The sequence below is a fragment of the Pseudomonas sp. CAM1A genome (assembly GCF_047501685.1).
GTDB lineage: Bacteria > Pseudomonadota > Gammaproteobacteria > Pseudomonadales > Pseudomonadaceae > Aquipseudomonas.
This window is the reverse complement of sequence record NZ_JBFNXP010000002.1, coordinates 943,029-957,354: the sequence shown is the minus strand read 5'-3', so window position 1 is coordinate 957,354 and position 14,326 is coordinate 943,029. Positions and strand designations below refer to the sequence as shown.

Annotated in this window: 16 protein-coding genes; 6 read left to right on the top strand and 10 right to left on the bottom strand. The window is 67.3% G+C overall.

The window, feature by feature from the left end; translation table 11 throughout:
* Window positions 1–75 precede the first annotated feature (75 nt).
* From ABZO33_RS08135 to ABZO33_RS08110, 6 genes are all read left to right on the top strand, one after another.
* Entirely contained in the window at window positions 76–831 is a 756-nt protein-coding gene (locus tag ABZO33_RS08135; protein WP_371041468.1) for a methyl-accepting chemotaxis protein, read from the top strand.
* A gap of 98 nt (window positions 832–929) precedes the next feature.
* Window positions 930–1,940 carry an ABC transporter substrate-binding protein gene (locus tag ABZO33_RS08130; protein WP_414535610.1) on the top strand — a complete coding sequence of 337 codons (1,011 nt, stop codon included), beginning with the start codon at window positions 930–932 and terminating at the stop codon, window positions 1,938–1,940.
* On the top strand, window positions 1,937–2,785 hold the full coding sequence (locus ABZO33_RS08125) for an ABC transporter permease (protein WP_414535609.1): 849 nt from the start codon (window positions 1,937–1,939) through the stop codon (window positions 2,783–2,785). Before ABZO33_RS08130 ends, ABZO33_RS08125 begins: the two co-directional genes overlap by 4 nt.
* 55 nt (window positions 2,786–2,840) lie before the next feature.
* Window positions 2,841–3,704 (top strand): LysR family transcriptional regulator, encoded by an 864-nt coding sequence (locus ABZO33_RS08120; protein WP_414535608.1) that lies wholly within the window; start codon window positions 2,841–2,843, stop codon window positions 3,702–3,704.
* Window positions 3,705–3,829: 125 nt separating this feature from the next.
* Entirely contained in the window at window positions 3,830–4,747 is a 918-nt protein-coding gene (locus tag ABZO33_RS08115) for an AEC family transporter (RefSeq protein ID WP_414535607.1), read from the top strand.
* A 47-nt stretch (window positions 4,748–4,794) separates the two neighbouring features.
* A complete protein-coding gene (locus ABZO33_RS08110; RefSeq protein WP_414535606.1) occupies window positions 4,795–5,406 on the top strand; it encodes a cell wall hydrolase in 612 nt (203 codons plus the stop codon).
* 7 nt (window positions 5,407–5,413) lie between these two features.
* Here ABZO33_RS08110 and ABZO33_RS08105 read toward each other — a convergent pair whose 3' ends face one another.
* The 10 genes from ABZO33_RS08105 to ABZO33_RS08060 form a co-directional block, all read right to left on the bottom strand.
* Window positions 5,414–7,798, bottom strand: coding sequence for a TonB-dependent siderophore receptor (locus tag ABZO33_RS08105; protein WP_414535605.1), 2,385 nt, complete (start codon window positions 7,796–7,798; stop codon window positions 5,414–5,416).
* A gap of 65 nt (window positions 7,799–7,863) precedes the next feature.
* Complete coding sequence (locus tag ABZO33_RS08100; RefSeq protein WP_414535604.1) at window positions 7,864–8,811, bottom strand: FecR domain-containing protein; 948 nt, start codon at window positions 8,809–8,811, stop codon at window positions 7,864–7,866.
* A complete protein-coding gene (locus tag ABZO33_RS08095) occupies window positions 8,808–9,323 on the bottom strand; it encodes a sigma-70 family RNA polymerase sigma factor (protein WP_414535603.1) in 516 nt (171 codons plus the stop codon). Before ABZO33_RS08095 ends, ABZO33_RS08100 begins: the two co-directional genes overlap by 4 nt.
* A 143-nt stretch (window positions 9,324–9,466) precedes the next feature.
* Window positions 9,467–9,703 carry a hypothetical protein gene (locus ABZO33_RS08090; protein WP_414535602.1) on the bottom strand — a complete coding sequence of 79 codons (237 nt, stop codon included), beginning with the start codon at window positions 9,701–9,703 and terminating at the stop codon, window positions 9,467–9,469.
* Window positions 9,704–9,936: 233 nt separating this feature from the next.
* Window positions 9,937–10,560 (bottom strand): urease accessory protein UreG, encoded by a 624-nt coding sequence (gene ureG, locus ABZO33_RS08085; protein WP_367856072.1) that lies wholly within the window; start codon window positions 10,558–10,560, stop codon window positions 9,937–9,939.
* Window positions 10,561–10,571: 11 nt separating this feature from the next.
* The gene (locus ABZO33_RS08080; protein WP_414535601.1) at window positions 10,572–11,246 is read right to left on the bottom strand and encodes an urease accessory protein UreF; all 675 of its coding nucleotides are present in this window, start codon (window positions 11,244–11,246) and stop codon (window positions 10,572–10,574) included.
* Window positions 11,246–11,791 (bottom strand): HupE/UreJ family protein, encoded by a 546-nt coding sequence (locus ABZO33_RS08075; RefSeq protein WP_234561020.1) that lies wholly within the window; start codon window positions 11,789–11,791, stop codon window positions 11,246–11,248. Before ABZO33_RS08075 ends, ABZO33_RS08080 begins: the two co-directional genes overlap by 1 nt.
* Window positions 11,792–11,810: 19 nt before the next feature.
* A complete protein-coding gene (gene ureE, locus ABZO33_RS08070) occupies window positions 11,811–12,296 on the bottom strand; it encodes an urease accessory protein UreE (protein ID WP_414535600.1) in 486 nt (161 codons plus the stop codon).
* 10 nt (window positions 12,297–12,306) lie between these two features.
* Window positions 12,307–14,010 carry an urease subunit alpha gene (gene ureC, locus ABZO33_RS08065; RefSeq protein WP_414535599.1) on the bottom strand — a complete coding sequence of 568 codons (1,704 nt, stop codon included), beginning with the start codon at window positions 14,008–14,010 and terminating at the stop codon, window positions 12,307–12,309.
* Window positions 14,007–14,324, bottom strand: coding sequence for an urease subunit beta (locus ABZO33_RS08060; RefSeq protein ID WP_414535686.1), 318 nt, complete (start codon window positions 14,322–14,324; stop codon window positions 14,007–14,009). Before ABZO33_RS08060 ends, ureC begins: the two co-directional genes overlap by 4 nt.
* Window positions 14,325–14,326: the final 2 nt, after the last annotated feature.

Sequence of the window (14,326 nt, the reverse complement as noted above, 5' to 3'; positions counted from 1 at the left end):
GTCAAGCGCTCGGTCCAGGCCGCCCGCGGCACCGCCGACCAGTCCGCGGCCATCGCCGCCGAAACCAGCGCCGGCATGGAGCAGCAATACCGCCAGGTCGACCAGGTGGCCACCGCCTCCCACGAGATGAGCGCCACCGCCCAGGATGTCGCCCGCAGCGCGGCCCAGGCCGCCCAAGCCGCGCGTGAAGCCGACCAGGCCACCCGCGAGGGCCTGGCGGTGATCGACCGCACCACCACCAGCATCGACACCCTGGCCGCCGACATGAGCGGCGCCATGGCCCAGGTCGAGGGCCTGGCACGCAACAGCGAGAAGATCGGTTCGGTGCTCGAGGTGATCCGCTCGATCGCCGAGCAGACCAACCTGCTGGCGCTCAACGCCGCCATCGAAGCGGCCCGTGCTGGCGAGGCTGGCCGCGGCTTCGCCGTGGTCGCCGACGAAGTGCGCAACCTGGCGCGTCGCACCCAGGAGTCGGTGGAAGAGACCCGCCAGGTGATCGAAGCCCTGCAGGCCGGCACCCAGGAAGTGGTCGGCGCCATGGACAGCAGTCACCGCCAGGCCCAGGGCGGCGTCGAGCAGGTAGGCCAGGCCGTCACCGCGCTGCAGCGCATCGGCCAGGCGGTGACCGTGATCACCGACATGAACCTGCAGATCGCCAGCGCCGCCGAGGAACAGAGCGCCGTGGCCGAGGAGATCAACAGCAACGTCGCCACCATCCGTGACGTGACCGAGTCGCTGAGCGGTCAGGCCAACGAATCGGCGCGGGTCAGCCAGTCGCTCAACAGCCTGGCCAACCAGCAGCAGGGGTTGATGGATCAGTTCCGCGTTTAACTGCCAAGCGCCGGGGCCGCTTGCAGGTGGTCTCGGCTGAAAAGCCTCGTCGTCTACACTTTTGCCGGAACCCACGGACCGGCACCGACGAGGCCCCGATGAAGAAAGTTCCGACCCTGCTTGCCAGCCTGCTCCTTGCCTTCGGCCTGGTCAGCACCGACTCCGCCGCTGCGGCGGAGCAACCCATCCACTTCGGCGCCATCGGCTGGGAAAGCGGCGCACTGACCACCGAGATCCTGCGCCTGATCGTCGAGCACGGTTACGGATACAGCACAGACACCCTCCCCGGCAGCACCGTGAGCATGGAAGTGGCCCTGGCGCGCAACGACCTGCAAGTGATCGCCGAGGAATGGGCCGGGCGCAGCCCCGCCTGGGTCAAGGCCGAGCAGGCCGGCCAGGTGTTCGCCCTCGGCGACACGGTAAAGAACGCGGAGGAAGGCTGGTGGGTACCGGCCTACGTCATCAAGGGCGACCCGGCACGCAACCTCGAACCGCTGGCGCCGGACCTGCGCAGCGTCGACGACCTCAAGCGCTACCCCCAGATGTTCGACGACCCCGAGGCGCCCGGCAAGGGCCGCTTCCTCAACAGCCCCAGCGGCTGGACTTCCGAGACCGTCAACAGCCAGAAGCTCAAGGCCTATGGTCTGGACGGGCTGTACAACAACTTCCGCAGCGGCACCGGCGCGGCCCTCGACGCCGAGATCGCCGCCAAGATCAAGCTCGGCAAGCCCGTGCTGTTCTACTACTGGAGCCCTACCCCGCTGATGGGCCGCTACGACCTGGTACGCCTCGAAGAACCCCCGTTCGATGCGGCCGCCTGGGCTACCCTCACCGATGCCGCCAACCCCAGCCCCAAAGGCAGCCGTTCGCTGCCGGCCAAGCTCTCGATCGGGGTGTCGAAAGCGTTTCGTGACGCCCACCCGGAACTGGTCGCCGTGTTCGAGAAAGTCGACTTGCCCATCGACACCCTGAACAAGGCCCTCGCCCGCATGAGCGAAACCCGGCAGAAACCGCGCGACGCGGCGATCACCTTCCTGCGTGACAACCCTGCGGTCTGGAAGGCCTGGCTGCCCGCCGAGAACGCCGCCAAGGTCGAGGCCGGCCTGTGAGCGGTGGTTTTCCCGAAGCCCTGCAATTCTCTTTCGCCGCCTGGGTCAACCGCTTGGTCGACTGGCTCGTCCTGCACTATGGCGACCATCTGCGCACCGTCTCCGACCAGTTGCTGCAACTGCTGTTAGCCCTTGAAAACCTGCTCCGCCTGCTGCCCTGGTGGCTACTGCTGGTGCTGGTCGGCCTGCTGGCGTGGCACGCCAGCCGCAGCCTGGCCCGGGCGTTGATGCTGCCACTGCTGCTGGCACTGATCGGCATGCTCGGGCTGTGGGACAAACTGCTGCAGACCCTCGCCCTGGTGCTGGTCAGCACCGGCCTGTGCGTGCTGATCGGGGTGCCGCTGGGCATCCTGCTGGCCACCCGCCCCCTGGCCCGGCGCCTGATCCTGCCGGTGCTCGACGTGATGCAGACGCTGCCAGCCTTCGTCTACCTGATCCCGGTGCTGATGCTGTTCGGCCTGGGCAAGGTGCCGGCGGTGTTCGCCACGCTGATCTACGCCCTGCCGCCGCTGGTGCGCCTGACCGAGCTGGGCCTGGCGCAGATCGACCTGTCGCTGCTGCAGGCCGCCCACGGCCTGGGCGCCAGCCGCTGGCAACGGCTGCGGCGCATCGCCCTGCCGCTGGCCCTGCCGAGCATCATGGCCGGGCTCAACCAGTCGGTGATGATGGCCCTGTCGATGGTGGTGGTCGCCTCGATGATCGGCGCCCGCGGGCTGGGCGAGGACGTGCTGGCCGGTATCCAGACCCTGAACGTTGGCCAGGGCGTCGAGGCGGGCCTGGCAATCGTCGCGCTGGCGATGGTGATCGACCGAATCAGCCAGGCATACGGACGCCCCGGGCGTTGAGGCGCGCATTCGCGTATCGTACCCGAGCCCTGCCAGCATCCGGAGCCTGCCACGCGTGTCCTTCAAAGCCCTGCGCACCCTGGTCACCATCGCCCGCCACGGCACCTTCGCCCGCGCCGCCGACCTGCTGAGCCTGACCCCTTCGGCGGTGAGCCTGCATATCAAGACCCTGGAGGACGAGCTGCAAGTCGCCCTGTTCGACCGCAGCCGCCGCCAGGTGATGCTGACCGAAGCCGGCCAGCTGGCGGTGGCCCGCGCCGAAGGCATCCTGGCCGCCTATGACGAGCTGGCCGACACCCTGGCCAGCGGCCCGAGCCTGCGCGGGCGCCTGCGCATCGGCGCGATCCACACCGTGCTCGCCCGGCGCCTGCCCAGGGCACTGGTGTGGATCAAGGCGCACCACCCCGAGTTGCATGTCAGCGTGGTGTCGGGCATGTCTGCGGAACTTGCCCGGCGGGTCGAAGATGGCGAGCTGGACGCGGCAATCACTACCGAACCGGTCAGCCCCTACCCGCAAAGCCTGCAGTACACGCCGCTGTTCGAGGACCGTTTCTGGGCCATCGCCAGCCCCGACCTGGCTGGCCAGAGCCTGCCGACGCTGCTCGCCAGCCAGCCGTTCCTGCGCTTCGACAAGCGCGCCTGGGCCGGCCGGCAGATCGAACAGGAACTGCGCCGTCTGCGCCTACAGGTCAACGAGCAGATGGAGCTGGACAGCCAGGAAGCCCTGGCGCGCATGGCGGCCATGGGGCTCGGGGTGGCGGTAATCCCCATGAGCGATGATGACCTCGAGCGGCTGCCTGCCGCCACCGTGCTGCCCTTCGGCGAGCCGCAGCTGACCCGGCGCATGGTGCTGCTGGAACATGAAAAGAGCCAGCGACGGCATCTAAGCGCGGTACTCAAGACTGCACTCGAAGCATGATTCCTGGACGCGCAACAGCCCTGGATCCATGCAGTTTTCCTCAACAGTCGCTAAAGAAAACAGCGTTTTTTCTGCTCACTGCACTCCGCTAGTCTGTGGCCGTACCCGACCACGGACCCACGCCCATGCTCCATCTGTTGCTCTTCACCCTCGTCCCGATCATCCTGCTCATCGCCTTGGGCACCTGGCTGCGGCTACGTGGCTTTCTCGCCGAAACCTTCTGGCCCGGCGCCGAGCGTCTGAGTTACTACGTGTTGCTGCCGTCGCTGTTCCTCCACGGTCTGGCCACCGCCAACCTCGACGGCGTGCCGGTGCTGGGCATGGTCGGCGTGCTGATGCTTTCGACGCTGCTTGGCGCCCTGCTGCTGGTGCTCTACCAGGGCGCGGCCAGTCATGACGGCGCCGACTTCACCTCGGTGTTCCAGGGTGGCGTGCGCTTCAACAACTACATCGGCGCGACCCTGGCCGCCGGGATCTACGGCACGGCCGGCATCGCCCTGGCGGCGGTGGCCAATGCCGCCATCGTGCCCCTGGTCAACCTGCTCTGCGTGCTGGTGTTCGCCCGTTTCAGCGCACGCCACAGCTCGCCAGCCACCGTGCTCAAGGCGATTTTCGCCAACCCGCTGATCATCGGCTGCGCCGGGGGGCTGTTGCTGCGGGTGACCGGCCTCGGTCTGCCGGCCGGACTGGAGCCGACGGTCAAGGCCCTGGGGCAGGCGGCGCTACCCCTGGGCCTGTTGTGCGTCGGCGCGGCGCTGGGTGGAGCGCGCCTGGGCCAGCAGGTCAAACCGCTGGTGGCGGCGTCGCTGTTCAAGTTCCTGGTCATGCCGCTGACCACCTGGGGCCTGTGTCGACTGCTCGGGCTGGGTGGCCAGGCAGCGGTGGTGGCGGTGCTGTTCCAGGCCCTGCCCACCGCCTCGTCGTCCTATGTGATGGCGCGACAGATGGGCGGCAACGCACCACTGATGGCCACCATCATTGCCCTGCAGACCATCGTCGCCGCCGCGACCCTGCCGCTGGTGCTGACATTGACGCTGAGTTGAAACGATACGGCTAGACTGTGGACAGCCCCCTCTGCGGAAACTCGACCATGCGCCTCTCGTGGATGCTGTTCGGCCTGTCCCTGATCCTGCTTGCAGGCCCCCTCCCCGCTGCCGACAGCGAGAAGGCCGCCGTTGCCGAAGACAAGGCACAGGTGCTGGAAGAAAAAGTGGCCGAGGATGCGCCACCACCAAAAAAGCGCGAGACCCTGACCCCCGGCGAAGTCCAGGCGGTCGACCCGGCGGGCCAGGCGCCGATGGACGACAGCATCACCTGCCTGGCCCGCACCATCTACTGGGAAGCCAAGGGCGCCGATGCCGAGGACATGAGCGCGGTGGCCAGCGTGGTGCTCAATCGCCTCGGCCACGAAGGCTTCCCCGACAGCATCTGCGCGGTGGTCAAGCAAGGGGTGGAGAGCAAGAGCTGCCAGTTCTCCTGGTGGTGCGACGGGCGCCCCGACCAGGTGGAAGAAGCGGAGCGCTATGCGGTGGCCAAGGAAATCGCCCGCAAGGCACTCAACCAGCAGCTCAAGGACCCCACCGGCGGCGCCCTGTATTTCCATGACCGCAGCGTGCGCCCCGACTGGGCCAAGGCCTATCGCAAGACGGCCCAGACCACGCATTTCCTGTTCTACAAGCCGAACCAGGCGCTGGCCCGATAAGCCGAGATCAAAAACCGACCGTCGCCGATACCAGCCAGGTGCGTGGTGTCGACAAGGTCAGGCCAGTGGCGGTGCCTTCCGGGACGTTGGCCGAAGCCCAATAGGCCTTGTCGAGCACATTTTCCACGCTGGCACGCAGGGTCACCGCCTTGCCGCCCAGTTTCAGCGCATAGCGCGCGCCCAGGTCATAACGCTGCCAGGCATCGATCTTCTGCTGATTGGCCGCATCCAGGTATTGATTGCCGGTGTGGATCACCCGAGCGCTGAGCGTCAGCCCGGCCACCGCCGGCAGGTCCCACTCAACGCCCAGGTTGGCGTTGACGATCGGCGCGCCGATGGCCCGGTTGCCATCGTTGCGTCCGTTCGCGGTGCGGGTCTGTTCGGCGTCCAGCAGCATCGCCCCGCCAAGCACCCGCACGCCAACCAGGGGTTCGCCAAACAGGTTCAGCTCCAGGCCCTGGTTGCGTTGCTCGCCATCGGCGCGCAGGTTGTTCTGCGCATCGGTGTAGTAGGCCGGCTTGTCGATACGGAACAGGCTGAGGGTGGTGCTGAAGCTACCAGCGTCGTACTTGGCGCCCACCTCCACCTGCTTGCTGCGATAGGGCGCGAACACCTTGCCGGCGTTGTTCGCCGTCTCCGGCGCCACCTGGCCCTGGGTCAGCCCCTCCATGTAGTTCAGATACAGCGACAACTGCTCGCTGCTGCGCCACACCAGCCCCAGGGCCGGAGAGGTGGCACGCTCGTCATAGCGCTGGTCAGGCTCGCCAGGCTCGGAACTGTCGACCTCGACCCGCTGTAAGCGGGCGCCAAGGGTGAGCAGCACGCGGTCATCGGCCAGGCTCAAGGTATCGGCCAGGGCCAGACTGGAGAGCAGCGTCTCGGTGTGGGTCGGGTTGTCCAGGGCCGTCGGTGTGCCGGGCGCAGCCAGGGCCACCGGGTCGAACAGGTTGCTCACGCCGCTGGCATAGCGCGCGCCGCTGTTGTCGAAGGTCATGTCGAAGCGATTGAGGCTGATGTTCAGGGTATGGCCGACCGCGCCGGTATCGAACCAACCCCGCGCCCCGATGGTACCGCTGATCACTTCCTCCTCGCGCTGGAACGCCCGGGGGCTGACGCTGAAGCGCCCGGTATCGTTGGTGACCTGCACCGCATGGCGCAGGAAATCGTAGTCGCCCTTGCGCGCACCCAGCGCGCCATGGACCATCCAGTTATCGCTGACATCGTATTCACCGCGCACCGCGCCGAAGTTGTCCTCGGCCCGCGAGTAGCTCCACGGCTGGGCGAAGTTGTGGTGGATGGCCTTGGCGTGCGGCACCTTGACCCCAGCGTTCAGGCCGACCCGCTCCATCGGTGCGTCGACATCACGCTGCTGATGGCCGACATCCAGCGACAGGCGCAGGCGCTCGCCGCGCACATCGAAGCCCAGCACCGAGGCCTCGCGCTCCAGGCGCTGGTGGTCCCACTCGGTGTCGCCGGCCTGACGCACCGCATTCAGACGCAGGCCGAAACGCTGCCCTTCGCCGAAACGCCGGCCAATGTCCACATGCCCTCCCCCTTGACCAGCCGAGGCGTACAGCGCGGTGAACTCGGTCAGCGGCGTCTCGCCCGCGCGCTTGGGTTCGATGTTGACCCCACCGCCAACGCTGCCATTGGGTGCCAGCCCGCCCAACAAGGCACCGGGCCCCTTGAGGATATCGACGCGTTCGACCATTTCCATGTCGATGGAGTAGGTCGGCAGCACTCCATACAGCCCACCGTAGGCGACATCGCTGTTGTACAGGCTGAAGCCGCGCACCGAAAACTGCTCGAAGCGCCCGGCGGATGGATTGGTGGTGCGTACCGACGGGTCGTTGGCCACGGCATCGGCCAGGGTCCGGGCCTGCTGGTTCTGCAACAGCTCACTGGTATAGGAGGTGATGTTGAAAGGTGTGTCCATGTAGTCACGCTCGCCCAGCAGGCCCTGGCTGCCGCGCCGCGACACCTGGCCACCGGCGTAGGTGTCGCTGGCCGAGCCGATGCCCTGGCCATTGATGGTGGTGCTGGGCAGTTCATGGGCGCTGTCGCCCGGCGCCACCTGGCGCACCAGGGTGTAGCTGCCCTGCCCGGCCGGCACCAGTTGCAGGCCCGAGCCCCGCAGCAATGCCATGAAGCCCTCTTCGACAGCGTACTCGCCGGCAAGCCCATTGCTGCCGTACCCGGCCACCAGCGCCGGGTCGACCGACAGGCTGACCCCGGCCTGGCCGGCAAAGCGGGTCAGCGCGGCGGCCAGGCTGCCAGCCGGGACCTGATAACTGCGCCGTGATACATCATCGGCCCAGGCCATCCCCGGCAAACCCAGGGCGAGCAACAGCACAGGCGTGGACAAGGGGCGAATCAGAGGGTTCAGGGACATCCGCAATGCTCTTGTTGGAGGGTGATGCCCTGAATGACCGGTGAGCGGGGGAAAAGGGACAACCGTCAGGCAGTATTTTCACGCGGTGTCAGCGACACCCAGTAACGGGTGCGGTAATGCACCGCCAGCGGCAAGCTCGCGGCCAGCAATGCCAGGATGCGGTCGGTGTCGTCCAGCTGGAAGGTGCCGGTCACCGCCAGGCGCTCCAGTGCCGGATCCCAGCGCAGCAAACCAGGGCGATAGCGTCGAAGCTCACGCAACAACTCGCCCAGCGGCTGGTTGTCGGCCAGCAGCAAGCCCTGCTGCCAGCCTGGCAACTGCGCATCGAACGCCTGTGCTGCCCCGATGCCGGTGGTACCGAGCAGCGCACGCTGCCCGGCATCCAGCCGCGCGCCTGGGCCGGACAACGGTTGCAGGTCGACCTGGCCACGGCTGACCGAAACGGCACAATCCCGCTCGCCCAGACGCACGCAGAAACTCGCCCCCCAGGCGCGCAACAGGCCGTGCCGGGTCTGCACCAGCAGCGCCCCGACGCTGTCCACGGCCATCTCGCCTGCGACCAGTTGCACCTGTGGGCGGCCGCCACTGATATCGAGGTTCACCGCGCTGGCCGTGTTCAACTGCAGGCGGCTGCCATCAGGTAACGTCAGGCCACGACGCTCGCCGGTGGCGGTGCGCAGGTCGGCGCGCCAGCTGTCCACCGGCAATTGCCGGTAACCCAGCCATCCCAGTGGCGCCAGGGTTCCCAAGGCAAGTGCCTGCGCCAACAGGCGACGGCGGTCCGGATCGGGGCGGTCGAGGCAAGCCGCCGCCAACGGTGCCGGCACCTCGCTGAAGCGTCGGCGCAGCGCTTCGGCCTTCTGCCACAGCGCCTCATGGGCAACGCTGCGCCCACGCCAGCGACTCAGGTCGTCACGCTGCTCGGCGCTCAGCCCTCCGGCATCCTGCAAGGCCAGCCATTGCGCCGCTTCGCGGGCCAGTCGCCGCGCGGCATCATCGCTGCGCGCGCTCACAGGTCCACCAACAGGCAATGCTCGTAGGCCCTGACCATATAGCGCTTGACCGTGCGCTCACTGACCCGCAGACGGGCGGCGATACTGGCGTAGTCCAGGCCCTCCAGCTGCGCCCAGAGAAACGCCTGGCGCACCGGGCGGGGCAAGCCATCGAGCAGTTCATCGAGGGCCTGCAGGGTTTCCAGCAGCACCCAGCGCTGCTCCGGGGACGGTGCCAGCGCTTCGGGCAACTGGCGCAGAGCCTCGAGATAGGCCTGCTCCAGAGAACGTCGTTGATAGTGATTGACCAGCAGCCGACGGCCGACGGTAAGCAGGTACGCCCTGGGCTCGCGCAAGCTGGGCAGGGTCTGCGCCTGCTGCGCGGCCAGCACGCGCAGGAAGGTGTCCTGGGTCAGGTCGGCAGCCGCCCAGGTGTCGCCCAGGCGCCGCTGGAGCCAGCCGTGCAGCCAGCCGCGATGTGCTTGATAGAGGGCGCTTAGCGAGGGTTCGGGTGCCGCGGTGGGGTCGATCATCAATGGCACGCAGATGCGAGTGTAAATGAGACTGATTCTAATTGACTTCAATGCATTGGCCAAGAGCATCGGCCCTGACCGGTCAGGCGGTTGTGTGCTCGCAGGTCAGGGGCATTCCACGGGGCTTCCCACCCCGCGCTATATCAATCGAACTCAAATGGAGGCTGGCAGCTACCGGATGGAGTTCGAGCGGTCCCAGCCGGGCATACGCTTGATCCAACATCACCGACAAATGTGGCGGCAACCTGCAGCGTCTTTTCGACAATGCTGCTTTGGAAGAACGGTGAAGCGCCCTTGGGAGAGTTCGTCAGCTCATTGCCATAGGCAATCTGGGCCAAGCTTGCAGATGCCAGCGACGCGGCCAGTACAACCTTTTTCATACGGTGTCCTTTCAGTGATTCCTGGTTTCATTTACGCAGGCAAAGCGTTTTCTCCTGCAGTCCGACAGACTCTATCTGTCATTCATGCCAGGCAGCGTTAGGAAATGACCGGTTTGCCGCTTTGAAGTCCTCCTTCGACTTGTAGGAAATTATGCTTTAGGGCGTATTGGACCCAAGGTAACGCGCCAGCGCCCATGAGACCGCGTCCTCTCGGCCTCATGGATACTGCACTGCTACCGCCCGCCCCCCAGCATCCCGCGCTCGACGATGAAATCGATCACTGCCTGCAGCCCCTCGCCCTTCTTCAGGTTGCTGAACGTCCACGGCCGCTCCGGGCGCATGCGCCGGGTGTCACGTTCCATCACCTCCAGCGACGCCCCCACATAGGGCGCGAGGTCGGTCTTGTTGATCACCAGGAAGTCCGACTTGGTGATGCCCGGCCCGCCCTTGCGCGGGATCTTCTCGCCCTCGGCGACATCGATCACATAAATGGTCAGGTCGGCCAGCTCCGGGCTGAAGGTGGCGCTGAGGTTGTCACCGCCGCTCTCGACGAAGATCACCTCGAGGTTGCCGAACTGGCGCGCCAGCGCTTCGACAGCCGCCAGGTTCATCGAGGCATCCTCGCGGATCGCCGTGTGCGGGCAGCCGCCGGTTTCGACACCGACGATACGCTCAGGCTCCAAGGCCCCGGCTTCGGTGAGGATGCGCTGGTCTTCCTTGGTGTAGATGTCGTTGGTCACCACGGCGATCTGGTAGTGGTCACGCATGGCCTTGCACAGGGCTTCGAGCAGCGCGGTCTTGCCGGAGCCGACCGGGCCGCCGACGCCGACACGCAGGGGTTGCTGGTAGTTTTGCATCGTGGCAGTCCTCAGGAACGGAACAAACGGGTGTATTGGGTTTCATGGCGCGACGAAGCGATGGCCAGCAGCGGCAGGCCACCGCCGAGCTGCTCGTCGTCCAGGGCCAGGGCATGGTCGAGCACGCCAGGCAGTGCCTCGCCCAGGTCGCGCAGCAGGGTCTGGGCGGCCTGCTGGCCGAACGGCACCAGCTTCACCCCCGCCATCACCGCGCCTTCGAGCCAGGCGAAGCCGTGGCCCAGGGCGAGCTGGCGCAGCGGGATCGACCAGTGCGCCCCGAGCCAGGCCATGCCGCCCAGCTGGCTGAGCTCGAGGCTGGCGCGCCAGGCCGGCTCCTGCCCCAGTTGCCAGCCATCGAGCAGACGCGCCAGGGCGCTGCCGCGCTGGCGTTCTTCAAGGCGCAGTTCGGCGGTCTCGCGGTTGGCCAAAAGAAACTGGCTCCAGTGCGCGAAGGCGTCGGCATCATCCGCCTGGCAGGCCTTGTACAGGCGCGCCAGCAACGGCCAGTCGAGGTGGCCGAGGGTGTCGTGCAACTGCTCGCGCTGCCAGGCGGCGAAGCCTTTGGCGTCCCTCACCCAACCGGCTTCCACGGCCCACTCCAGGCCTTGCGAGTAGGTGAAGCCGCCCACCGGCAAACCCGGGCTGGCCAGTTGCAGCAAGCGCAGCAGCGCCAGATCACTGTGCATCAGCCGGCCAGCACCAGCGCAGCGCCCGCCAGCAGGCCGCCGCCGAAGGCCTTCTGCAGGCCGGCATGGCGCCGCAGCAGGCAACCGACGCCGAAGCCCGCCGCCAGCAGCAGGCCGCTGACCGTGACGAAACCGGCACTGAACTGCCAGAACGCGCTGGGGGTAGCTTCCACGCCATGGGCCCAACCGTGGAACAGGGCGAACACCGGCATGATCAGCGACAGCAGCAACTGGCGGCTCGGCAGCAGCATGGCGGCGGCCGCTACCAGCAGCGAGCCGAGGATCATCTGCTCCATGCCAACCACATCGCCGAACAGATGACCGCACACCGCGCCGCCGAACATCGCCGCCAGGGTCGCCAGGGGCAGGGTCAGGTTGCGCCGAGTCAGGGCGGCGAGCACGCCGGTACCAAGCAGCATCAGCAGGTGGTCGAGACCGGTCAGCGGATGCAACAGGCCGTCCTGCAACGGGTTGGCGTCGTGGCCGGGGTGGGCGAAGGCCGGCAGGGCCACCATCAGCAATACCAGGGCGAACGTCTTTTTCATTGTGGGCTCCAGGGTGAGATCAGGAATGGGCTGGCAGGCGCACGAACGGATGGTCGTGGCCATGGGAATGGCTGTGGGGTGCGCTCTGGTAGGCACCGGCCTCGGGCTCGAACGGCGCCTGTTCGGCGGCCACCTCCAGCCCCAGGCCGCGCAGCATGTCGTCGAGCACATGATCATGCTGGTAGCGCAACAGGCCCGGCTCGATCTGCAGCGGCACATGGCGGTTGCCCAGGTGGTAGGCGGCGCGGGCCAGCAGGTGCGGGTCGGCGCAGCGCACCGTGGACACTGCCTCGGCGGCGGACAGCACGCGGATCACCTCGCGGCCCTCGGCGTCGGCGAGCAGTTCGCCGCCGCGCAGCAGATGGCCGCGCTCTAGCATCAGCCCGGCCTCGCGGCCGTCGTCGAGGGTGACGCGCAGACGGCTCTTGATGCGGCTGTCAACATTCAGGGTGACGCTGCCGGTGATGGCTTCGGCTGCAGTGATCCGGCGGGTGAGGACAATCATGTTCGCTCCTTCAGAACAGGAAATAACGCTGCGCCAGCGGCAACTCGTGCGCCGGCTCGCACACCAGCAACTCGCCGTCGGCACGTACCTGGTAGGTCTGCGCGTCGACTTCGATCAAGGGTTGCAGGGAGTTGTGGACCATGTCGGCCTTGCGTACCTGCCGGCAACCATGGGCCACGCCGATCAGGCTCTGCAGTTTCAGCTCTGCGGGCAGGCCACGGTCCAATGCGGCCTGGGGCAGGAAGGTCATGCGCGTGGCATGCCGCGCCGCGCCCAGGACGCCGAACATCGGCCGGTAGTGCACCGGTTGCGGGGTCGGGATCGAGCCGTTGATATCGCCCATCGGCGCCGTGGCGATCATCCCGCCCTTGAGCACCAGCGCCGGCTTGACCGCGAAGAACGCCGGCGCCCACAGCACCAGGTCGGCCAGCTTGCCCACCTCTACCGAGCCGACTTCGTGGGCGATGCCGTGGGTCAGCGCCGGGTTGATGGTGTACTTGGCGATGTAGCGCTTGACCCGGAAGTTGTCGCTGTAGCTGCTGTCCGGGGCCAACGGGCCTCGGCGCAGCTTCATCTGGTGCGCCACCTGCCAGGTGCGCAGCACCACCTCGCCGACCCGGCCCATGGCCTGGGAGTCGGACGAGGTCATGGCGAAGGCGCCCATGTCGTGGAGGATGTCCTCGGCGGCGATGGTCTCGCGGCGGATGCGTGACTCGGCGAAGGCGACGTCCTCGGCGATGCTCGGGTCCAGGTGGTGGCAGACCATCAGCATGTCCAGGTGCTCGTCCACCGTGTTCACGGTGTAGGGCAGCGTCGGGTTGGTCGAGGACGGCAGCACGTTGGCCTGGCCCGCCGCGCGGATGATGTCGGGCGCGTGGCCGCCGCCCGCCCCTTCGGTGTGGAAGGTATGAATGGTGCGCTCGCCGATGGCGGCCAAGGTGTCCTCGATACAGCCCGACTCGTTGAGGGTATCGGTATGGATCGCCACCTGGATGTCCATCTCCTCGGCCACGCCCAGGCAGCAGTCGATGGCGGCGGGCGTCGAGCCCCAGTCCTCGTGCAGCTTGAGGCCCACGGCGCCAGCGGCGATCTGCTCGCGCAGGGCTTCGGGCCGCGAGGCATTGCCCTTGCCCAGCAGGCCGATGTTGATCGGCAGGCAGTCGGCGGCCTGGAGCATGCGCGCCAGGTACCACGGCCCTGGGGTGCAGGTGGTGGCGTTGGTGCCGGTGGCCGGCCCGGTGCCGCCGCCGATGAAAGTGGTCACGCCGCTGGTCAGCGCCTCCTCCACCTGCTGCGGGCAGATGAAGTGGATATGCGAGTCGATGCCGCCGGCGGTGACGATCTTGCCTTCGGCGGCGATCACCTCGGTGCCCGGCCCCACCGGTACCGTGACGCCGGGCTGGACATCGGGGTTGCCGGCCTTGCCGATGGCGGCGATACGGCCGTGCTTGACGCCGATATCGGCCTTGACGATGCCCCAGTGGTCGATGATCAGCGCGTTGGTCAGCACCAGGTCCATGGCCTCGGCCGCGAGCATCTGGCCCTGGCCCATGCCGTCGCGGATCACCTTGCCGCCGCCGAACTTGACCTCCTCGCCGTAGATCGTGAAGTCCTTTTCCACCTCCACCCACAACGCGGTGTCGGCCAGGCGCACGCGGTCACCGACGGTAGGCCCGAACATGTCGGCGTAGGCCTGGCGGGAAATGCGGCTCATGCCCTGCCCTCCAGCACACCCATCACCTTGCCCTGAAAGCCGTACACCTCGCGCTTGCCGGCGTAGGCCACCAGTTGCACGGTGCGCGCTTGCCCCGGCTCGAAGCGCACTGCGGTGCCGGCCGGGATGTCCAAGCGAAAGCCTCGGGTCGGTTCGCGCTCGAACACCAGGGCGTCGTTGACTTCGTAGAAGTGGTAGTGCGAGCCCACCTGCACCGGGCGATCACCATGGTTGGCCACGCTGACGCTGACGCTCCGGCGGCCGACATTGAGCTCGATGTCGCCTGCGGCGACCTGGACTTCTCCGGGGATCATGC